This is a genomic window from Kaistella polysaccharea (assembly GCF_020410745.1).
Taxonomy (GTDB): Bacteria; Bacteroidota; Bacteroidia; order Flavobacteriales; family Weeksellaceae; genus Kaistella; species Kaistella polysaccharea.
Genome location: NZ_CP084528.1, coordinates 107,908 through 130,452, shown reverse-complemented (window position 1 = coordinate 130,452; position 22,545 = coordinate 107,908). Strand labels below are relative to the sequence as shown.

At 35.8% G+C, this 22,545-nt stretch carries 18 protein-coding genes; 4 read left to right on the top strand and 14 right to left on the bottom strand.

Features of this window, described 5'->3' with window-relative positions; all coding sequences use genetic code 11:
* Nucleotides 1–119 precede the first annotated feature (119 nt).
* On the bottom strand, nucleotides 120–1,928 hold the full coding sequence (locus LC814_RS00540) for a DEAD/DEAH box helicase (protein ID WP_226064405.1): 1,809 nt from the start codon (nucleotides 1,926–1,928) through the stop codon (nucleotides 120–122).
* A 148-nt stretch (nucleotides 1,929–2,076) separates the two neighbouring features.
* On the opposite strand from LC814_RS00540, the gene LC814_RS00535 reads away from it, so the two are divergent.
* Both LC814_RS00535 and LC814_RS00530 read left to right on the top strand, forming a co-directional pair.
* Nucleotides 2,077–2,736, top strand: a complete 660-nt coding sequence (locus LC814_RS00535; protein WP_226064404.1) for a DUF2461 domain-containing protein — start codon at nucleotides 2,077–2,079, stop codon at nucleotides 2,734–2,736.
* Nucleotides 2,737–2,791: 55 nt separating this feature from the next.
* A complete protein-coding gene (locus tag LC814_RS00530; RefSeq protein ID WP_226064403.1) occupies nucleotides 2,792–3,229 on the top strand; it encodes a hypothetical protein in 438 nt (145 codons plus the stop codon).
* Nucleotides 3,230–3,266: 37 nt separating this feature from the next.
* Here the strand turns inward: LC814_RS00530 and LC814_RS00525 are convergent, their stop codons facing one another.
* Entirely contained in the window at nucleotides 3,267–3,779 is a 513-nt protein-coding gene (locus LC814_RS00525) for a TlpA family protein disulfide reductase (protein ID WP_226064402.1), read from the bottom strand.
* 8 nt (nucleotides 3,780–3,787) lie between these two features.
* A complete protein-coding gene (locus LC814_RS00520; protein WP_226064401.1) occupies nucleotides 3,788–5,428 on the bottom strand; it encodes an alpha-amylase family glycosyl hydrolase in 1,641 nt (546 codons plus the stop codon).
* 290 nt (nucleotides 5,429–5,718) lie between these two features.
* On the opposite strand from LC814_RS00520, the gene LC814_RS00515 reads away from it, so the two are divergent.
* Entirely contained in the window at nucleotides 5,719–7,197 is a 1,479-nt protein-coding gene (locus LC814_RS00515; RefSeq protein WP_226064400.1) for a lipopolysaccharide biosynthesis protein, read from the top strand.
* A 3-nt stretch (nucleotides 7,198–7,200) separates the two neighbouring features.
* Here the strand turns inward: LC814_RS00515 and LC814_RS00510 are convergent, their stop codons facing one another.
* The 9 genes from LC814_RS00510 to secD form a co-directional block, all read right to left on the bottom strand.
* Nucleotides 7,201–8,244 (bottom strand): hypothetical protein, encoded by a 1,044-nt coding sequence (locus LC814_RS00510; RefSeq protein ID WP_226064399.1) that lies wholly within the window; start codon nucleotides 8,242–8,244, stop codon nucleotides 7,201–7,203.
* Nucleotides 8,245–8,308: 64 nt separating this feature from the next.
* Nucleotides 8,309–9,970 (bottom strand): amidohydrolase, encoded by a 1,662-nt coding sequence (locus LC814_RS00505; protein ID WP_226064398.1) that lies wholly within the window; start codon nucleotides 9,968–9,970, stop codon nucleotides 8,309–8,311.
* Between the two features lie 8 nt (nucleotides 9,971–9,978).
* The gene (locus tag LC814_RS00500; RefSeq protein WP_226064397.1) at nucleotides 9,979–10,857 is read right to left on the bottom strand and encodes a glycosyltransferase family 2 protein; all 879 of its coding nucleotides are present in this window, start codon (nucleotides 10,855–10,857) and stop codon (nucleotides 9,979–9,981) included.
* Nucleotides 10,858–10,860: 3 nt separating this feature from the next.
* Nucleotides 10,861–11,127, bottom strand: a complete 267-nt coding sequence (locus tag LC814_RS00495; protein ID WP_226064396.1) for a YciI family protein — start codon at nucleotides 11,125–11,127, stop codon at nucleotides 10,861–10,863.
* A gap of 28 nt (nucleotides 11,128–11,155) precedes the next feature.
* Complete coding sequence (gene polA / locus LC814_RS00490) at nucleotides 11,156–13,987, bottom strand: DNA polymerase I (RefSeq protein ID WP_226064395.1); 2,832 nt, start codon at nucleotides 13,985–13,987, stop codon at nucleotides 11,156–11,158.
* 93 nt (nucleotides 13,988–14,080) lie between these two features.
* Entirely contained in the window at nucleotides 14,081–14,650 is a 570-nt protein-coding gene (locus LC814_RS00485) for a phosphatase PAP2 family protein (protein WP_226064394.1), read from the bottom strand.
* Between the two features lies 1 nt (nucleotide 14,651).
* A complete protein-coding gene (locus tag LC814_RS00480) occupies nucleotides 14,652–14,975 on the bottom strand; it encodes a Sec-independent protein translocase subunit TatA/TatB (protein ID WP_226064393.1) in 324 nt (107 codons plus the stop codon).
* 138 nt (nucleotides 14,976–15,113) lie between these two features.
* Nucleotides 15,114–16,337 carry a TCR/Tet family MFS transporter gene (locus LC814_RS00475; RefSeq protein WP_226064392.1) on the bottom strand — a complete coding sequence of 408 codons (1,224 nt, stop codon included), beginning with the start codon at nucleotides 16,335–16,337 and terminating at the stop codon, nucleotides 15,114–15,116.
* Between the two features lie 97 nt (nucleotides 16,338–16,434).
* Nucleotides 16,435–19,356 (bottom strand): protein translocase subunit SecD, encoded by a 2,922-nt coding sequence (gene secD / locus LC814_RS00470; protein WP_262903716.1) that lies wholly within the window; start codon nucleotides 19,354–19,356, stop codon nucleotides 16,435–16,437.
* 377 nt (nucleotides 19,357–19,733) lie between these two features.
* On the opposite strand from secD, the gene LC814_RS00460 reads away from it, so the two are divergent.
* Nucleotides 19,734–20,750: an SDR family oxidoreductase gene (locus tag LC814_RS00460; protein ID WP_226064391.1), complete on the top strand. Its 1,017-nt coding sequence runs from the start codon at nucleotides 19,734–19,736 to the stop codon at nucleotides 20,748–20,750.
* Between the two features lie 98 nt (nucleotides 20,751–20,848).
* On the opposite strand, the gene LC814_RS00455 is transcribed toward LC814_RS00460, so the two are convergent.
* On the bottom strand, nucleotides 20,849–21,280 hold the full coding sequence (locus LC814_RS00455) for an META domain-containing protein (protein ID WP_226064390.1): 432 nt from the start codon (nucleotides 21,278–21,280) through the stop codon (nucleotides 20,849–20,851).
* 261 nt (nucleotides 21,281–21,541) lie between these two features.
* Nucleotides 21,542–22,402, bottom strand: coding sequence for a GLPGLI family protein (locus tag LC814_RS00450; RefSeq protein ID WP_226064389.1), 861 nt, complete (start codon nucleotides 22,400–22,402; stop codon nucleotides 21,542–21,544).
* Nucleotides 22,403–22,545: the final 143 nt, after the last annotated feature.

Here is a 22,545-nt window from a genome sequence, read left to right as displayed (position 1 = left end):
AAGACTGATACCATTTTCGTTTCAATGTTAAGTTTCATTAACATTGAAAATAAAATTATAAACACAAAAAAACCAGCGAATGATGATCGCTGGTTTCTATAATTGAGTAGAATGAAAAATTAATTAGATTCTTCAGCTCTCATATCTTTACCTTTAAATTTTTGAGTTTCTAATCCCTTAAGAACTTCATCCTTAAATGATTTTTCGACTTCAAAGAAAGAGAATTTTTCTAAAATCTCGATATTTCCAATATCTGGTCTTTTTCTAGATTTTTCAGTTGATTTGTTGATAATTTCCAACATATCTATCTTTTTTAAATTATCTCTTTTTCCAAGGTTGAAGAAAAATCGGACCATGTCCTCACTATTTTTTCTTGGTTTTCTTTCCTTGAATTCTCTGTTGCCACCATCGCGATCTCTGGAATCTCTGTTTCCACCGTCACGGTCTCTCCCGAAATCACGGCTTCCACCATCTCTGTTGCCGGAGAATCTGTTGTTTCCACCATCTCTTCGGTCACCACCTCTGTCGCGGTCTCTGCCTCTTCCGTCACGGTCTCTGCCACGATCTCTACCTCTATCACCTCCGCGGTCGCGGTCATCACTGTTGAATTTTTGATCGATCAAATCATCTTTATCTTTATAATAAAGAGCCATATCTCGCAATTGCAACTGCAACATTTGGTGTACCAATTCTTCTTTGGTAAAGGCAGACAAATCTGGAATCAACTCATTGTCGAATTCAACAAGGTTTTCGTGCTCGGTAAATAATTTTTCAAATACGCCAGCAACCTGTGCTTCAATAATTTTCTTTCCAGTAGGTATTTTCTTCTCAACGATTTCAATCTTCGTAGATTGTTTAATCTGCTTCAATTTGCGGGATTCCTCCGGTTTAATTAAAGATATTGAAATTCCATCTTTTCCGGCACGTCCAGTTCTACCACTACGGTGAACAAAAACTTCTGGATCATCTGGTAAAGAGAAGTGAATTACGTGTGTTAATGAATCAACATCTAAACCTCTCGCCGCAACATCAGTCGCAACCAAAATATCAATGTTTTTCAAACGGAATTTTTTCATTACCGTGTCACGTTGTGCCTGCGACAAATCACCGTGAAGTGCATCTGCAGCGTACCCGTTCTGCATCAAAAAATCGGCGACTTCCTGCGTTTCCATACGGGTTCTACAGAAAAGAATTGAATATTGATTTGGATTTGCATCGATCAATCTTTTCAAAGCTTCTTTTTTGTTTCTGTAACCAACCACGTAATATTCGTGTTTGATGTTTTTCTTCACCTCATTTAATGAACCAACAACAATACGGTGCGGATTTGTTAAATAATTTTTAGAAATTCTTTCAACTTCTTTGTTCATCGTTGCCGAGAACAAGAAAGTTTGTTTAATTTCTGGTGTTTCGCGTAAAATAGTTTCCAAATCATCTTTGAAACCCATTGATAACATTTCATCAGCTTCATCAAGAATCATCCATCTGATTTCAGAGAAATCAAGTGCTTTTCTGTTAATCAAGTCAATAACACGTCCTGGAGTTCCCACAATAATTTGCGGTTTTTCCCGTAATGATCTGATTTGATCACTGATACTGCTCCCACCATAAACTGCTGTAGTTTTGATGTTTCGCATGTATTTCGAATAATTAGTAATGTCTTTGGTAATTTGCAAACAAAGTTCTCTGGTTGGACAAAGCACCAATAATTGGATTTTGCGACTCCCGTCGTCAATCATATCCAAAATCGGAAGCGTAAAAGCTGCTGTTTTGCCTGTTCCCGTCTGCGCAAGTGCGATTAGATCGCGTATCTCTGTAGAGATAAAAGGAATAGTCTGTTTTTGGATTTCTGTTGGGCTCACAAAGCCCAGTTCGCCAATTGCCTTCAAGATTTCAGGACTTAAATTGGTCTCCGTAAATAAATTCATGTAAAAGATCGTCTATAAATTGGGTGCAAAGATACGTTTTTTATTTTTGATAATATTATAGGTCTTTTCTTCAATTTTTAATAAAGTTCCGAAACGCCTATTCTGACTAACATTTTATTTTCTTTAATTTTGTAAAATATAATCTGTTATGAATTCAATTGAAAATTCTACTTTAAGCTTTTTAAATATTTTGAAACTGAATAATAACCGCGAGTGGTTTAATGAAAATAAAGAACGCTATGTGCACGCGAAGGAAAACGTGGTTGAATTCGTGGATGAATTAATTCAGGAAATCGGGAAGTTCGATGATGCTATTTTAAAGCTCGACGCCAAAAAAGCGGTTTTTAGAATTTACAGAGACGTGCGTTTCTCTAAGAACAAACTGCCGTACAAATCCCACTTTGGAATCAGTCTGGGAATGGGGAAAGGTAAAAACGCAGGATATTATCTGCATATCGAACCTGGAAAATCTTTTTTAGCCGGTGGAATTTATCAGCCTGAATCTGCAACTTTAAAAGAAATTAGAAAAGAGATTGTTGCAAGCGGCGAAGACCTGCTTCAGATTTTAGAAGAGAAAGATTTTAGAAATAATTTCCGTGGATTGAGCATTGAATACAAACTCCAAAGAGTTCCCAATGGTTTTGAGAAAGATCATCCGATGGCGGAATACCTCAAATTAAAGAGTTTTACTGTTAGTCACCCAATCTCTGATGAAGATTTGACGAAGGAAAGCGCAGCGAAAGATTTTGCTAAAATTTATAGGACCATGCAACCTTTAAATAAATTTTTAAGTCTGCCCTTTTTGTAATGTCCCATAAAACCTAAGGTAAAAAATATTAACTTAGATAATTGAAAGACAAATTATGAAAAATTTTATGTTAATTTTTTTTCTAATGGTTTCCATTTCCTGTTCGCGTACTGAAAACGTAGAGGAAGAAATTATTAAACCGCCAGAAAAGACAGAAATCATTGAAAATATTCAGGGATCCTGGCACTTAGTAAAAGTAGAATCTTACCTTAAAATCTACGATTTTTCTGCTGATAATATCATCTATAATTTTCAAGAAAATAATGTGCTTACCGTAAGTGGCGCCAAGCCCCCGAGTTTTGAAAATGGAAATTATAACTACGAATATAAAATGGATTATTTAAGCGGTTATCCATCACCGACAGAAACTAAACTTTATATGGTTAAGACCATTGGCCTAAAATATCCAGTCCTTTATTATCCTGCCTCTTCCACTTTGGTTTTAGATCGTTCATACATTGATGGTCCGAAATATAATTTCAGAAAGAAGTAAAGCAAAAAAAGAGAGGAACAATTTTCCTCTCTTTTAATTATTTTAATTCGTCAATTATCTTCTGAATATCTGGATCATTCGGATGAATCGCGTAATATTTAGCAATCTTTCCAGTCTGATCAATCACCATAAAGCGCGGCACCCAGTTTAGATCGATATAATTATTGAAATTATTTTTCCAACCTTCGTCAAACCAATAGTTTTCCTGAGCCGTAATATCGTATTTCTCTAAACCCCTTTTCCATTGTTCGTGCGAGCGATCCAGCGAAAAATAAACGAAATCTACATTCGGATTTTTTTCTTTAAATTCCTTTGTTGCAGGAAGTGCTAAAATACAATCCTGACACCAACTCGCCCAAAAATCGATAATCAAGATTCGACCTTCATGTTTTTTCAAAACCTCTGAAATCTGAAGCTTTTTGCCATCAAGTGAAGAAATTTTCTGGGCTAAAGCTTCCTTGGAAAATTCGGTTTTATTGGTTTCCGGAACCTTTTGACCGAAAAGTCCAAAGGAAATTAATGCCAATAATAATATACTAATTTTTTTCATTTTAATTTTTATTTGATTTTTTCTAATAATACCACTGGAGAATTGGAATAGAAAGAGACTTTTCCCTTAATAACAGGAATCGACGCGCCGGAATAGAAATCTTTTAATTGAGTTCCTTCCGCAAAAACGCCTGCTACATTTACTTCTTTCAACTTATCCTTCAGATCAAGTCCAATAATAACATTATCGGTAAAATTCCCCTTCGCTAAAATTCTGGAAAAATAATAAGGTTTATCAGAAATCATTTGATGAACACCTGCGCCTACGGCTGGATGATTTGCTCTGAACTGCCCTAATTTTTGGTAATGTTTTAAAAGTTTTTGAGTATCAAGATTATTTTGCTCATCGTTCCAATTCATATTCGATCGAAGATTCGCATCACCTTCTGCGCCTGCAACGGTTAAAGTCCTGGAAGTTTCATCGCCATAATAAACCTGTGAAATTCCCGGTGTCAACAATAATTTAGTTCCCGCTTCGTACGTTCTTTTTCGGTTTTTATCGAAGGGTGAACCGTCATCATGTGATGTCAAATAGTTCATCACCGTCTTTCCGTTCAAATCACCGTTCAATATATTTGAATATTTAGAGAATAATTCCTCATACGGTTTATTGGCATCTCCTTTAAAATCAAAGTTAATGAGTGATTTAAAACCATTTTGATAATAATTCACTTTTTTATCCCCGAAATCATAATCTTGTTTTTGAGAAATTCCATATCCGTAGACTTCACCAACCGTAAAAAATAAATTATTGTCGAGTACTTTTGACGGATTTTTCAGTTTATAAATATCAAAGGCTTCCTGACATACTTTCTGAAAATCTTTCCAAACATCTTCGTTTGTATGTTTTACGGTATCTATGCGATACCCATCGATGCCATAATTTTCAACATAATCAGCCAGCCACTTCATGATATAGTATTTCGGCGCTCTTGGGTATCCAGTTCGGGCGAAGAAAGCGTCGAGTGATTTCATTTCAGCCTCATATTTCCCTTCTTTTTTCCATTTATCGACAAGCATTTGCGGCAATGCTGCGGGTTCATTTGATTCCGTTAAAATATCTGGAAGATTCGCTACTAAAGTACAGGCAGTCGTGTTTTCGTAATTGTTATAAGTACAGGTTGGCGATGTTCTTACCCAAGAATTTGGATAAACCGCATCGGTAGTAGTTACGGGTCCCGTGTGATTAATCACCGCGTCTAAGACAATTCGAATTCCTTTCTTGTGCGCTTTTTCAACAAGCTCTTCTAAATCTGCTTTTCTCCCGAAATTAGGATCAAGTTCGGTCCAATCTTTTGCCCAATAGCCGTGAAAACCGTATGTTTTTCCAGTGCCTTCATCAGTGGCACCATGAATTTGCTCCACCAGTGGCGTCATCCAAATTGCATTAATTCCTAAATCTGAAAAATAATTATCATCAATTTTTTGAATAATTCCTCGTAGGTCACCACCTTCAAAACCTCTTAAAACAGCAGGTTTTTCCGTTCTCTGGAAATTGATATCGTTCTTGGTATCGCCATTTTTAAAACGGTCTGTCAAGAGGAAATAAACATTGGCACCTTCCCAAAGAAATGGTTTTTCATTAACATTTTTAAGCGCGGTACAGGAACTTAAAAGTCCTACAAAAAATAAAATTATATATTTTTTCATGTGCGTATCTTTTTTTAAAACCTCTATAAATCAGTATCTGGGATGTATTTTTTAAAAGCTTAAATGTAAAACAAATGACCTTTACCATGAAATGATTTAGGTGATATGGTTAATTTTAACATTTATTTAACATATTTTACTATATTTGTTTTTCGCTATTTGAAACATGGTTTGATGTCCCATAAAAATATTAATTCTTTAATTCCAATTCAAACTCTACGACAATTGTTTTCACAAGGGTTGAATTTCTGCATTTATACTGTTCAGCAAATTAAAATTAGAGCAACAACATGAGTGTAATTGCGAGACAAGGATTTAAGTATTCCTTAATAGGATATTTCGGTTTTTTACTCGGAACAATTTCTGCAATTTTTATTTTTCCGTACGATATGGAATTTTACGGAAAGTTGCGCTACATTATGCCGACCGCAGAAATGCTTCTGCCTATCGTGGTTTTTGGACTTTCTTTTTCTAATGTTAAGTTTTTTCATCATGCGCAAAGTGCAGGCAAAAACCAAAATTTACTATCGCTTTCATTATTAGGAATCGTATTCAATTTTTTATTATTTAGCCTCCTATTTTTCCTCTTTTTTCATTTTTTCCCGCAATTCAAAAGTTTACAGCTGTGGAAAATGAAACTTTTAATTCTTCCCCTGATTTTGGTAATGGCGCTTTCCGCTATTTTTAATAAATACATTACCAACTTTAAACGAATTGTAGTTCCTAATATATTTGATAATCTCTTTCCTAAAATCGCTAATTTAGGAGCGTTTTGCTTGTTCTTCTTTTTGGGAGTTACGGAAAAAGGCTCTTACGGGTTTTTTATGGGCATGTTTATATTATCATTGATCGGCTATTTTTACTACGCCAATAACCTGGAGAAAATAAAGCCCGATTTCAGTACAGATTATGTAAAAAAAGACCACTTGTGGAAGGAAATTTTAAACTATAGTTTTTACGGATTTCTTGGTAATATCGGAAATTATATTGCTTTTCGGGTTGATAATTTTATGATCGGAGAATTCTTGAATTTCGAGGAAAATGGAGTTTACAGCATTATTTTGTCCATACTTTCATTTATTCTGATTCCGCAAATGGGCCTTTTTAATATATCTGCGCCGATCATCAACAAAAATATTGCGGATGGTGATTTCGATGAATTGGACCGTTTCCATAAAAAAACGTCATTAACGCTATTCTTTTTAGGTGCGGTTTTATTTTCCTGCATTCTGGTAGGATTTCCTTATTTGAGTAATCTCATCAAGAATGGAGACCAGCTGCGACAAGCCGAACCCGTAGTTTGGATTTTAGGATTCGCCATGGTTTTTGACTTAGCGACTGGCTTTAATGGACATATTATATCCCTTTCTAAACATTACCGCTTCAATATTGTGGTGATGCTATTTTTGGCAATTACAACAATTGTTTTGAATTACCTTTTCCTCACAAAAACAGAATTTGGAATTATCGGAATTGCAATGGCAACAGGTATTTCTCTCACCTTATTTAACTTAATTAAGATTTACTTTAATTATGTAAAATTTAAGGTCTTTCCTCTAACCATCGAAATGATGTACGTGTTTATCATTTGCACTTTGGCCATCAACGTCGCCATCATGTTGCCAGAAACGAAGAGTAATTTGCTCAATTTGACTTACAAACCAGCATTTGTTTTACTGGTTATCTTAGGCGCAAATCACATCATGAAAATTTTCCCCATTGAAGATTATTTGAATAAAAAATTCTTTAAAAGTCTCTTTAAATTTTAAACTTTAAAGTAAAGAAGTCAAAACTTTTTCCAATTCAGCAGACACTTTCTTTCGGTTATATTCCTTTTGAAAATCATAAGAATCCACCGATTTAAAATCGAAAATTTCCTGTGCGGAATTTTCTTTTTCATTCATAATAAACTCCAGATTAGATGGATAATTCGGCGGAAAGAAGGCGAATTTTCCATACTTAATCGCATCGCCAATATTGCCACTCATTTTAGTTTTGCCATAAATTTCTTTATTGCTAAAAAATTCAATTTCGTTTTGAATTGGACACCACAAAACATCAGCTTTATTCATCAATTCATCAAACCTATTTTGTGGAACTTTCTTCGTAAAATATTGCAGGGAAATATTTTCTAATTTCTTTTTTTCAAAATTTTGCAGCCAGCGAAGTTCTTTGCCGCGTGCTTTTCCGAGAAAAATAATAGTGAGTAATCGATCAGAATTTCGTTCAGTTAGTTTCTCTAATACTTTTTTATAATTTCTTCTTTTCTGCGAAACTTCCCCTGGAATTACAATGGTGAAATTTTCCGAGTTAAAATTTTCATGAAACCGATTATAAAAAACCGGTAAATATTGAAATTGATGATCCGATAAACTTTGATCTAAGACCAAGAGATTTTTTGCCTTCTTAAAAACTTCTGGTGCAGAAAGTAAATCTTCTTTTAACCATAATTTCAATCGGTATGCAAAGTCTTTTTTAAAAATATTTTTGAAGAGTTGAAGTTTAGATATTGTATTAAAGTTTAGATTGTGCACAATGACTGCAGTGTTGTATTTCTCCGCAATTGCATTAAAAAGATTAAAATACCGATGAACAGTTCCAATGATAATAAGATCGTAATTCGGATCTTTTAACTGGTTTAAGAGTGCGGTATATTCACTCAGATAAATATTAGAATGATGCTTTCCGATTTGTTTAAAAATACGTTCCGACAAATAATAATCCACCTGAAAATCTGTGGAACCATTCATTAACTCCATGAAATTTCCTGCTATTTCAGCATGCGTATCGAGTTCTATGTAGGCGATTTTTTTCAAGGGCGAGGTTAAGGTTAAGAAATTTTTGAAATTATTTTGTAGATTACATTCCAAAAGATCTTCCTCATAATTTCTTCGCTAAGTCATCATAGTATTCTTTGTTATAAAATACTTTCTTTCCGTTGCTGTAAGTTTCTAAAACTTTGGTATCTAAAATTTTAATTTCAGGAATGGTCATCAAATCTTGATCAACAATAATAAAATCCGCGGATTTTCCCACTTCTAAACTTCCTATTTCATTTTCCTGGAAAGCGGCTTTTGCTGCCCAAATTGTCATTCCGCGAAGTGCCTGTTCTCTGGTCAACGCATTTTCTATCTGAAATCCATTTGCAGGATAATGCTTTGAATCTTTTCTTGCCACCGCAGAATAAAATGTTTTTAAAGGACTAATTTCTTCAACGGGAAAATCTGTTCCCAAGGGAAGCCAGCCATTTTGTTTCAATAAATCTTCGTACGCATAGGAAAATTTCAAACGTTCTTTCCCTAATCGATCTTCTGCCCAATACATATCCGAAGTCGCATGAGTAGGTTGAACTGAAGGAATAATCGAATATTTCCCAAACAGATCGAAATCGTTTTTATCAACAATTTGCGCATGCTCAATTCTCCATCTTCGATCATTTTTAACGCCTAAAACATCGCCATAAATTTGAAGTATTGTTCTGTTTGCAGAATCTCCGATGGCGTGCGTACACATTTGCAAATCACTGTTTTTTAACTTTTTTGCTAAATTCTCAAAATGTTTGCGATCGCTTAAAAGGAAACCTTTCCAATCTTTTTTATCGGAATAATCGTGAATAAGGCAAGCTCCACGCGAACCGAGCGCTCCATCAGAATAGACTTTAAATCCGCCTACAGTAATATTCTTATTGGTATATCTTCCTTTATTAATCCAACGGTCATAATAATCGGGATTATCTTCCATCAAAGCGAAAACCTTCATTTGTAAGGCATTCTGTGATTGTGCTTTTTCTAAAAGTCCCAACGTTCTTTCGGTAATTCCACAATCGTGAAGAGAAGTTAAGCCGTAGAAAAAACATTCTTTCTGTAAATCTGAAAAATATTGAATAGCCTCGTTATCCTCAATTTCCGGAATATGTTTTTCAACCAAAGTCATCGCATTATCCACTAAAATTCCAGTTAATTTTCCATTCTTCACTTCAATTTCTCCACCTTGAATTTTGGTTTTTGTGGTAACTCCTGCGATGTCTAATGCTTTTTGATTTGCCACTGCAGCATGACCATCGATTCTTTTTAAATAAACCGGGCGGTCTGGAAATAATTGGTCGAGTTTTTCTTTGTTTGGGAATTCTTTTATCGCCCAATCATTCTGGTCCCAACCACGACCGTAAATCCATTCTTTAGGTGCAGTTTTGGCATAATCTGAAATTTTCGCAATAATCTCTTCCCAAGATTTCGTACCCCAAAGTGGACATTTCCACTTGTCGGTCGCGTAACCAGTGAAATGACAATGCGCGTCAATCAGTCCAGGAAAAACCGTCTTTCCCTGTAAATCTTGAACTTTCGAAGATTTGTAATTTTTCAAAATATCAGCAGATTTACCCACTGCAATAATTTTTCCGTTTGAAATTGCCATCGATTGCGCGGTATCAAAATTTTGATTGACCGTGTAGATTTTGGCATTGGTAATGATGAGATCTGCGTTTTTTTGGGCAATCAAAACGATCGATAAACACACCGTTAAAATGGAAATTAATTTTTTCATGATTATTTTTATTTTCTATTGAACATCTTTTGCCAGCGTAAATTTCTGATATATCGTATTTCTTCCTTTGATAATGAGCGCTTTCCTTTTTGTTTCAAAAATGATTTCATGGTGCTGAAAAATTCTGCAAATGATCTATTTTTAAAGGATGATTTTCCCGAAGAAATCATTGTTAATGGTAAACTCAACCCGATATTATAAAAATACTCGCCAAGTTTCTCAGCTTTCTGATTTTGATATTGATAGGCCGTTGGTCGCAAATGTTTCACCCATAAATCTTTAATGGTGAGCGTTTCCCAACCATTTTTATTCGCCAGCATCACATCGATGTTGTCCCAACCCAAAACGGGGCGCAAACCATTCATTTCCTGAAAACATTCTTTACGATAGGATTTTATAGGGCCACGGATATGATTTTTAGAAGATAGATTTTCAAATTTCCATTGATGCTTTTCATCTTTAAAATCAAATGCCAAGGATTTTTCAAAGATCGATTTCTTTATTTTAACAATTCCAGAAACCATTCCTGCTTTTGGCTGCATTTCATAAACCTGATTTACTCTTTTTAAATAATCGTGTGGAAAAATAATATCTGCATCAAATTTACATATGATATCAAATTTGCTTAAATCTACAGATTCCAAACCTTTGTTAAATGTACGAACTACTTTAGCACCTGGCTCATGCTTGGATAATTCTAAATTTTGAATTTTAAATTTTAAATTATTTTTAATAAATTCCTCAACAATCTGCTGTGTTTTATCCGTAGAACCATCATTAACAACTACGCAGAAAAAATCCTGAAAGGTCTGTAGTTGCAGCGATTTCAAAGTAAAAAGAATATTCTTCTCTTCGTTGTGCGTCGGAATGATGATCAGGAATTTCATTATCTATTTCATTTCATCGTTCCATTCTTTGATGGTCACTTTTGTGTAAAGATTTTCAGAAGCGAAAGGATCCTGTTTCACAAATTCCTCAGCAGAAATTTTATCAATGAAAATCGCCATTGCACCTTCTCCAGGATTTGCAAATGCACCTATTCCCAATACTTTTCCTTCTTTCACAAACTGGTCTTCCACTGCCTGATGTCTGGGCAATGCATCCATAAACTGCTCCATTGTAGATTCGGGATTTTCATAAAGCACTACAGTTTTCATAATAATTGATTTAAGATTTTGAGTAAAATTAATGCGCTTCCAACCAGTTATCACCTACTCCAACTTCAACCAATAAAGGAACAGTTGTTTCGTAAGCAGATTCCATTTCTTTTTTTATTAAAGTTTTTACAATTTCCAGTTCTTCTTCGGGTGCTTCGAAAACAAGTTCATCATGCACCTGTAATAACATTTTCGTTTTTAAATTTTGTTCGGTTAATTCCTGGTCAATTTTAATCATCGCCAATTTAATGACATCGGCTGCACTTCCCTGAATTGGTGCATTTACGGCATTTCTTTCCGCGTGAGCTTTCACCACAAAATTGGCTGAATTGATATCTTTTAAATGTCTCTTACGGTTTAATATCGTTTCTACATAACCCATTTCTTGCGCTTTCACCACCTGATTTGCCATATACTTTTTTAACTTTGGATAGGTTTGAAAGTAAGATTCAATCATTTCCTTAGCTTCCTTTCTGGAAAGGCCAGTTTGTTCAGCTAAACCAAATGCGCCTTGGCCATAAAGTATTCCGAAATTGACGGTTTTCGCTTGAGAACGTTGGGTTTTTGTAACGTCTTCTAAAGGAACATCAAATAATTTTGAGGCTGTAGATGCGTGAATATCTTCCCCATTCTGGAACGCTTTAATCATATTTTCTTCCTCAGAAATTGCTGCGATTAAGCGCAATTCAATTTGAGAATAATCTGCTGCGATAATCTTGTTACCTGGATTGGCAACAAATGCGCCCCGAATCTGCTGTCCTCGTAATGTACGGATGGGAATGTTCTGCAGGTTCGGATTTACACTTGCTAAGCGCCCTGTCGCCGCAGTTGTTTGTGAAAAACTAGTATGAACGCGATGATCATCTTTATCGATTTGTAAAGGCAAAGCATCGACGTAGGTTGACTTCAATTTCTGATATGTTCTGTATTCTAAAATATGTTTAATGATTTCGTGCTTTGAAGATAATTTTTGCAAAATGTCTTCAGAAGTGGCATATTGTCCGGATTTTGTTTTCTTGGCTTTCGGATCCAGTTGCATTTTTTCAAATAAAACTTCACCCAACTGTTTCGGTGAATTCATATTAAATTCTTCGCCAGACATTTCAAAAATTGTTTTTTCGAGGTTGCGCAAATCGTTTTCTAAATCTTTACTTTCCTGCTCCAGCCATTTTTTATCAAGCGCTATTCCTTCCAATTCCATCTTAGCAAGAACTTTCATCAAAGGCATTTCTACTGTAAAGAATAGATTCTCGAGATTTTCTATTTTCAGCTGCGGTGCAAAAAGTTGATACAACTGAAAAGTAAGATCCGCATCTTCCGCGGCAAACTGGGTCTGTTCTTCCACAGACAATGTTTCAAAACTCCCCTGATTTTTTCCTTTCTTACCGATTAATGATTCGAGCGTAATGGGTTTGTAATTTAAATACATTTCTGCCAGATATTCCATCGTATGTCTTCCGTCAGGATTTAACAAATAATGAGCAATCATGGTATCGAAAATGGCTCCTTCAATTGAAATTCCGTATAATTTCAAAATTTTATAATCCACCTTAAGATGATGGGCAATTTTAACAATTTCTTTCTTTTCAAAAAATGGACGGAATATTTCTAAGGTTTGTAGAGCTTCTTCACGGTCTTTTGACAAAGGAACATAATATGCCAAACCTTTTTTATAGGAAAAACTCATTCCAGTGAGTTCTGCCTCCATTTCGTCTAATGATGTCATTTCAACATCGAAAGCAACGGCATTTTGAGCCATTAAATTTCTAACCAAAATATATTGTGCTTTCGGTGAATCGATATATTGGTAAAGATGGTCATTATCAGACACGGTTTCCTTGGTGGTCATTGCCTGATCCAATTCTTCAAAATTGGCGAACAAATCCAACTGCATAGACTGATCTCCGCTTTTTACGGCCTGACTTTTTAGTGGTGTAGAATTGCCATTTGGTGAAGCAACTTCTGCTTTAGGCGCGAAAGCACGGTATAAATTTTCGTATAATCTTCGGAATTCAATTTCATCGAAAACCTCTTTTACTTTCTCGAAATCAGGTTCATCTAAATCATATTGCTCCTGGTGAAATTCGATTGGGGCATCGCAAATTATGGTGGCTAACTTTTTAGAAAGAATGCCACGTTCGGCCGAGTTTTCTACTTTTTCCTTTAACTTTCCTTTTAAATCTGCGGTATTGGCCAAAAGATTTTCAATACTACCATATTCTTTCAGAAATTTCTTGGCTGTTTTTTCACCAACGCCTTCCAAGCCGGGAATATTATCTACAGCGTCACCCATCATTGCGAGAAAATCGATGACCTGTTTTGGATCTTCAATTTCATATTTCGCTTTGACTTCTTCAACGCCGAGAATTTCAAATTCCGCTCCTTTTAAACCGGGTTTATAAATCTTAATATTTTCAGTAACACACTGCGCAAAATCTTTGTCTGGCGTTACCATAAAAATTTGATATCCTTCTTTTTCGGCTTTACAGGCGATTGTTCCAATAACATCATCAGCCTCATATCCTTCTAAACCGAGAATAGGAACATGCATTGCTTCTAAAATCCGGTGAATGTACGGAATTGCAATTTTTATAGCTTCGGGCGTTTCATTTCGATTGGCTTTGTAATCGGCATAATCTGCCGTTCTGATACTCGCCTGACCGACATCAAAAACTACCGCTAAATGTGTAGGTCTTTCACGACGGATCAATTCAATTAAAGAATTGGTAAAACCAAAAATTGCTGAAGTATCTTTACCCGTGCTGGTGATGCGTGGACTGCGAATTAAAGCGTAATATCCACGAAAAATCATGGCGTAGGCATCGATGAGGAAAAGTCGTTTATCGTTATTTTCTGACATAGAAGCAAAGATAGGAAAAAGAAAGAATCGCCTAACCTTGCAGAGAAAATTTAAAAACGTAAATGATAAATTTGATATTAAAAAGGCAGGAGTTTATGCTGATTCTGTGCGCTGACGATGGATTACCTTTAGGCAGAGCGTACTGAAAAACCCACCTAAAAGAAAACCTACAGCGGCTCCCATAAAAATATCAAGTGGAAAATGAACGCCTAAATAAATTCTGCTGTAGGAAACTGCGGCTGCCCATAAAAATAAAATGTACGGCAAAAATCGCAATTTTCGATGAAGTAAAAAACTCATCAATGTGGCAATAAAAAATGTATTTGAAGCGTGGCTGGAATAAAACCCAAACTGGCCACCGCATTTTACAACGCGCATCAGCCCAGAAAGCGAAGGATCATGACAAGGACGAAAACGCCCAATTCCTGATTTGAAAAGCCCAGCCAATTGATCGGAAACGGTAACGCCTAATGCGATAAATATTAAAATAAAAATAAGATTACGGAGGGAAAACGTTTTGAATAAAAGATAAAGAAAGATCACGTAAAGCGGTATCCATATCCAAGTTCCGGAAATCATAATCCAGAACTGATCAAAGGATGATGAACCCAAATTATTGAGTTCCAGAAATAAACTTCTATCTTCCTGAATAAGCTCGTTCATTTTAGCGGCTTACAGGACCATCGTGAGAATCATCTTCTGCAAGATTTATTTTTGGTTCTTCTCTTTGGGCAAAAGTATCTTTTTCAAGATCAGCCATTGGATTGTAATCCTGAGCTGCTTTTTTAACTTTGTCGATCTCGCGCTTAATTTCAGCAACGGGATTATCGGTTTCTTTTAAGATTTCGGTTTTTACATCTTCCATTGCGCCACGCATCTTGCGAACTCCCTGACCTAAATCACGCGCAATTTGCGGTAATTTATCTGGTCCGAACAAAACAACGATCGCCAAAGCAATCATAAGCATTTCACCTATACTTAATTCCATGGCGTAAAATTACAAAAGTTTATGATATCAGTTTTCATTTTTAAATTTTATTGTTAAAAAATATCTGGATGAATTTTAATTAGATTTACGAGTAAATTGGGGTATTCAGATCTAAATTTCGATTTTTTTATTGTCATTTTATAAATTTCTTTTCCGTGGAAAAAGAAAATAAACGAGAACAACACTAATAGACATTAGAATAAAACCTAGAAAAAATGGCGCACCTGGAAATTTAAAGGGAGCATCATCATGTGTGAAATAATAAAAAGTATTGGTCATCAAAGGTGGTCCGATAATCGCCGTAAAACTAATTAAACTCGCGAGTGCACCTTGAAGTTCTCCCTGCTCATTTTTAGGAACTTGGGCAGATATTACTGATTGCAAGGCCGGCCCAGCAATTCCACCTAAACCGTACGGTATTAAAAACGCAAACATCATCCAGCTTTCACTAGCAAATGCAAAGAGAATCATGCCGACCGCATAGAGCGATAATCCATATATAATTGTACGCTCGTTGCCCAATTTTGGTTGTATAAAACGGATCAGATATCCTTGTACCAAAGCCGCCATAAATCCGACAGCTCCTAAGGAAAGTCCTACGATTTTTTCGCTCCATCCAAATTTGTACATGGTGAAAAATGTCCAGTTTGTCTGTACCGCGTGACCCGCGATATAAACAAATACAAGTGTTGAGATTAATCCTAAAATTTCAGGATGTTTTTTCAATTGAAGAAGCGAGCCGACAGGATTTGCGCGGCGCCAGTTGAACTCGCGTCGATTTTCTTTGTCTAAACTTTCGGGTAAAATAAACCAGCCATAAAGAAAGTTAATCAGACATAGTATCGCAGCTGCATAAAATGGAACTCGTGCCCCATACTGCCCTAAAAAACCACCGATAACAGGTCCCACAATGAATCCGATCCCGAATGCAGCACCGATCATGCCGAAGTTTTTGGCGCGGTCTTCATCAGTGGATACATCAGCAATATATGCACTCGCCGTTGTAATGCTGGCACCCGTAACACCTGAAAGTATGCGGCCCACAAAAAGCCAAAATATCGTTGGAGCCAAAGCCTGAATCATAAAGTTTAAAGAAAAACCCAAGAGGGAAAAAAGTATAATCGGCCGCCTACCAAATTTATCACTTAATCCGCCCAAGACAGAAGCAAAGATGAATTGCATGCCGGCGTAGGCAAAACTGAGCCAGCCGCCATAGCGAGAAGCAACGCTTAAATCGGAAGTGTGAATCAGCTCTTGAATAAGTTTTGGAACCACAGGTATCACTATTCCCCATCCCGTGATATCAATAATCAGGGTGATAAAAATAAAACCAACAGCGGCAGATTTCTGATTTTTTTTCATTGCGGAAGTAAAGATAGTTTTTTTGGAAAATTACCTTTAGAATTTGGCCAAAAAAATGTCCCTCGTGAGAAGGACATTAAAATTTTATAGTGAAAATTTATTTTTTAGTTCTTTTATCAATAACTTCTACATCGACGGAAGTTCTGCCGTGTAGTTTTTCTTCTTTTCCTTTTCCTTTTAAGAAATCATAAGCGATCGCGGAAGAGATAAAGATGGAAGAATACGTACCAAAGGCAATACCCAATAATAGCGCAAACATAAATCCTCTTAAGTTTTCACCACCGAAAATAAAGATGGCTAAGATTACGAGAATCGTTGTAAACGAGGTATTAAACGTTCTACCCAAAGTACTGGAAATTGAATCATCAAAAAGACCAGCTAATGTCAATGATTTCTTCTCTCTTAGATACTCCCGAATTCTATCAAATACAATCACCGTATCATTAATGGAATAACCCAGAACCGTCAAGATGGCGGCAATGAAATCCTGATTAATCTCCATGTTAAACGGCATATATTTATGCAACAAGGAATAAACTCCAAGAATAATAATTGCATCATGTGCCAGGCCGACAATGGCTCCTAAGGAGAACTGCCATTTATTAAACCTCATCAAAATATAGAGGAAAATACCAGTTAATGCAGCGATCAACGCAAACATTCCACCGGTTTTAATATCATCAGCAACGGTCGGTCCCACTTTGGTGGAAGAAACAATCCCCGCGTGATCTTTATCGGCAGATTTGAAATCCTGCAACGTTAAATTTGCTGGAAGATCTTGTCGTAATCCTTCGTATAATTTTTGTTCAATGGTTTGATCTGCTTTCAAAGATTCGTCATCAATCAAATAATCCGTAGATATTTTTAACTGGTTTCCGGTTCCGAAAGTTTTCGCTTCTACCGCTGATAATTTACCATCTGCAGTTGCAAACATTTTAATTAATGCTTCTTCAGTCTTCGTGGCATCAACAGGTTTATCGAATTTTACGACGAAGTTACGGCCACCTGTAAAGTCAATTCCGTATTTAAATCCATTAACCGCAATCGAAATTAAACTTGCTACGGTAAGGAATGCAGAAATCATGTAGGCGTATTTTCTTTTTCCAATAAAATCAATCCAAACATTTCTGAATAAATTCTTTGTTGGAGGCGTCCAAACTGAAAGTCCTTTTCCTTTGTTCAATCTTGCAAAAATCATTACTCTAGACAACAATACAGAAGTAAAGAACGTCATCAAAATACCAATAATTAAGGTTACAGCAAATCCTTTGATCGGTCCTGTTCCGAAAATATACAAAACAATTGCAGTAAGAATGGTAGTCGAGTGACCGTCGATAATCGCAGAAAGTGCGTGTTTGAAACCGTCTTTATAAGCTTCTAGAATATTTTTACCGGCGAAGAGTTCTTCTTTGGTTCGTTCATATATAATTACGTTGGTATCCACCGCCATCGCCATAGAGAGGACAATACCCGCAATACCAGGCAAAGTTAAGGTGGCATCCACAGAATCCATTATTCCAAAGATGTAGAATAAGTTAATGACCATCGCGATTACGGCGTAAATTCCAGCTCCACCATAATAGAAAATGATGTAGGCAACAATTACAAGGAAAGCGATAAAGAACGAAAGCATTCCAGCATCAATTGACTGTTGTCCTAATGAAGGTCCAACAACATCTGCCTGTACAATTTTAGCACTTGCAGGAAGTTTACCGGCTCCTAAAACATTTACCAAATCCTGCGCTTCTTCCTGAGAGAAGTTTCCAGAAATTTGGGTTCTCCCATTCGGAATTTCATTCACCACATTTGGCGCAGTGTAAACCACGTTATCCAAAGAAACCGCTACTGATTTATTTACGTTTTTCGCAGTTAATGCTTTCCAGTCTTTCGATCCTTTCGAATCCATCTGCATATCAACCACTACTCTTCCTAACTCATCATAATTTACTCTCGCAGTTTCAACCGCTCCATCTACAGGTGCTTTTTGGTTAATATTCCCGCGAATTGCATAAAGTACAAGATTATTCTCGTCACCAGATTCTGGTTTGTAACCCCACATAAATTGGGTATACTTAATATTTGCGGGACGAAGATTTTTAGCAATTTTAGAATTTAAAATTTTATTGATCGCAGCAGTATCCGATAATTTAATATTACCAACACCACTTGCACGCAGTGAATTTAACTGCAACATATTCATCAGGTTTGTGTTTTTAGGCACACCGATTGAATCTGCTTTTACTGCTACCACCGTTGATAATTGCTCCAAATAAGGAATAACTTCTTGAATAGTTTGCACTTCCCAAAACTGCAATTTTGCAGAAGTTGCAAGCATTTTCTTTACGCGGTCAATATCTTTAATACCAGGCATTTCTACAGAGATACGACCAGTTCCGGGAACACGCTGCACATTTGGCTGTGTAACTCCCATTTTATCAATACGGGTTCTGATTACTTCATAAGCAGATCCTTCAGCAGCATTTATTTTACGACGGATGATTTCTTTTACCTGATCATCGGAAGTGTTATATTTTATTTCAGTAAGGTTTGTATTTCCAAAAATTTCTGGATCAGCCAGTTTAAGACTCGTACCTTTTTCTTTATTTACAGCGTCAAACTCAATAAAGAAATTATCGATATAATTTCTGGTCGAGTTTTTCTGCGCCTGATCAGTTCGGTCAAGAGCTTCCAATAGAATTGGGTTTGTAGAATATTGCGTTAAATCATTAACCAAATCTCTCTGGTTGATTTCTAAAAGTACGTTGATACCTCCTTTCAAATCCAGACCCAGCTTCATTTCTCTTTCTTTAGCTCTGGAATAATACAGCTTCGTAAATCCTAGATTTAAAGTATCTTTTGAAAGGCGCGAGAGTTCCTTCTGATATTTTACTTGGTTATCGCCGGCCAGTGCAGTTGCTTGCTTTTCGATTTTACCAGCATACCATGTTGGTAACAATTCATTAAGACAAATAAGTCCCAGAATAATCGCAACCAGCGTAATAAGTCCTTTTCCTTGCATTGTTAATAGTTTACAACATTAAAATTATAGTCGGCAAATATAATGATTTTCAATATAATTAAGAATGTTTTAAGAATTCATTTTTAAATTTAACAAAGCCGGGAAGCATATTTAAATTTTCAGTCGGAATGATCATTAATAATGTCCCTAAATTCTTGTTAAATAATTTAGTTACAACATCATTTAAATTCAATCGCTACTACTTTTTATATAATTGTTGATTTCTCCTTAAATTTTTTAGGCATCGAAAATTATTAAAAATAAAAATTATAAATCTTGAGTTGTACTGGATTAATGAATAATAAACTTCCACAAAACCTTTAAAATGGAAACTTGCATAAAAATTGATGCACTTGAAACAAACAAAATCTATTATTATGAAAGATAAAGATATCATATACGGCGCCTTGCGCGGTAAAACAGTTGTCATTACGGGTGGAACAAGTGGCGTTGGTCGAGCAGCAGCAGAAGCTTTTGCCTTGGAAGGATGCAATATTGTAATTGCGGCTCGCGGTCAGGACGGATTAGATGAGACGGTTTCCCTTTGTCATGATTTAGGTGTAATCGGCCTCGGCGTGCCAACCGATGTTTCCGATGCTGCGCAGGTACAACACTTGGCCGAGCAAGCTTTACAGTTCAACGGCAGAATTGATATTTGGGTGAATAATGCAGGTGTAATGGCAAGCGGTAAATTCGAGGATATTCCGATTGAAACCACAGATCAAGTTGTAAAAACAAATCTCTTAGGTTATATGCATGGCGCTTATGCAGCGTTACCTATTTTCAAAAAACAAAAAGAAGGAATATTAATAAATAATGTGTCTATTGGTGGCTGGATGCCAGCACCATATTCTACAGCGTACTCCAGTACCAAGTTTGGAATTCGCGGAATGGTTGAAGGACTTCAGGGAGAACTTTCCGATGAACCAAATATTCATATCGTAGGACTTTATCCTGGAATTCAAAGATCTACTGGAAATATGCATTCTGCAAAATACAGCGGTCTTGATTTTAAGATCCCACCCTTTTCTGTGGATCCAAGAGATCTTGCAGCTCAGATGGTTGCCGCCGCAAAAAATCCAAAGAAAAGCATTATCACCGACGGTTATGCGAGAATGATGAAAATCATGTACGGTCTTTTTCCCGAAACCATTATTAATACGGCTTCTGCGGCGCTTCGATTTGCAATGAAACCCAATGCAGAAACTGATACCGATGGAAATGTAAAATATCCCTCAAAAGAACCCCACCGGATTTATGGTGAACTTGCGATTCCTGTTCCATCGAAAAAAACGCAAACAATAATGATGATGGCGACAGGTTTTGCGATTGGATTTCTTTTTCTAAACTCCGGAAATAAAAAGAAATCAGGTAAAAACAAAGCTATTAAATAAGCCAGAAAAAATACATTTCCTTTTACTATCAAAATGAAAAAAAGCAAGATTATTCTTGCTTTTTGTATTGAATTCTAAAAAAGTTTTCAGTAAAATGATTAGTTGATCATCGCTTTTTTAAATTTCATCATCGGTATATCATTCATTAACAATGTTAATTTTCCATCGCTTTCAATTCTGAATTTGGTCACTTCCTCCATTGTTTTCAAAAATACAACTTCACCGTCACCACAATATGCCGTAGTTGCCATGGTTGGTTTCTCAATATTAATCATATTTCCAGTCAGTGTATAGGTAGTATCGTACACATTACAACCGCTAGTTCCGGTAACAGTTCCGGGAGTTTTATTGAACATGATCATGGGTTTCTCATTGGGAAATAATCCTTGAAAGGTAATTCTTGGTCCCGTAATATATTCAAGTTCCCACGCGTTATCATACAGTTTTTTCTGATCTCCTGTGACTGTTGCCATACAAGACATTAAAAAAAGAGAAATAAATCCGAGTAAAAATAAGCTTTGCTTTTTCATAATGATATATTTTAAATGTTAATATTTACATTGAAAAACCGCTCAAATTTTAAATAAATAAAACACTACAGCGGTAAGTCATCTGCAATATTGCAATTACCGTGCAAATAAAAATATAAAAAGAGGCCGATCACCACTCAGTAAATTTCGGTCATTATGAAATTTAGTGCGCTCTTTTATATTCGTTCTCAAAAATTTATTTAAAGGGTATTACTCCTGAATTAAAGTCTTTCTCAAATTGATTATGAGACTGAGTTACTATTACCGATAAAGATCCAATTCGGGAAAATTATTTATTTTTTTCATTTTTTCCTTCGCCCGCTGTTCTCTACTTCTAATAATTTCCGCTTGCGAAAGTTCTTTTCCACTGGCATCAGTTACTTTTATCGTGGTATCGCTCCTCATTAACATTTCCCGTATTTTCTTTGCGGGATCCTGCAGATAAGCTTTCCAGACTTTCGTAAACTGAGCGGGCGAAATTTCTATTTCAGGTTCATCTTCATCAGCTGTTAAATTAGGCAAAACGGCAAGTTTTTGACTGCCGACGAATTGATAAACATGATCTGCTTTGTCATCTTCAAGTCTTAATATTAGACCAGGCAAACCGCTGAATTTATAAGGTCCGTCCTGCACCTGAATTTCGGGTGTAAACCAAGCGGTCCATTTTCTTCCCCCATAATTAGTAACAGCTTTCTGCGTAGTTAAACCTTGAATATCCATCTTATCCGGAAGAATTTTCCAGTCCATTTTTTTTGAATCGTTTACAGCGTACCTACTTCCGTCCACTTTCGTATGGAAAATTGCTTTTAGGTCGGGATATGTTTTAGAAACCGAGTATTCAACCTTCGACTTATTTTTAATTGAAGACAAATTGATATTACTGGACTTTATCATTTCTGCCTGCTTAAATTTCGCCTCCACGAGCGAATCATAAATAACCTTTTCCTTACTGTAGAATTTTGAACCGGAAGCGGTAACATCTAAAATCATCAATTCTTTATCAATATTTTCTCGATTTAAAGAATCCATTATATAGGAATATTCATAAATAAAACGATGATTTTGCGCCTGACCAAGTATTGAAAAGAGAAGAAGAATAAGGAATATTTTTATTTTTTGCATAGAGGAAAGTTTGGATATTAATTAATTTGGTTTGCTTTGAAGTAAAGATAGAAAAATTTGGGATTGAACTTTCTATATTTTATCAGCTTCTATTTCTTAACGATTTATTGTCTTTTACCTCAATAATATTGCAGTTGATTTCT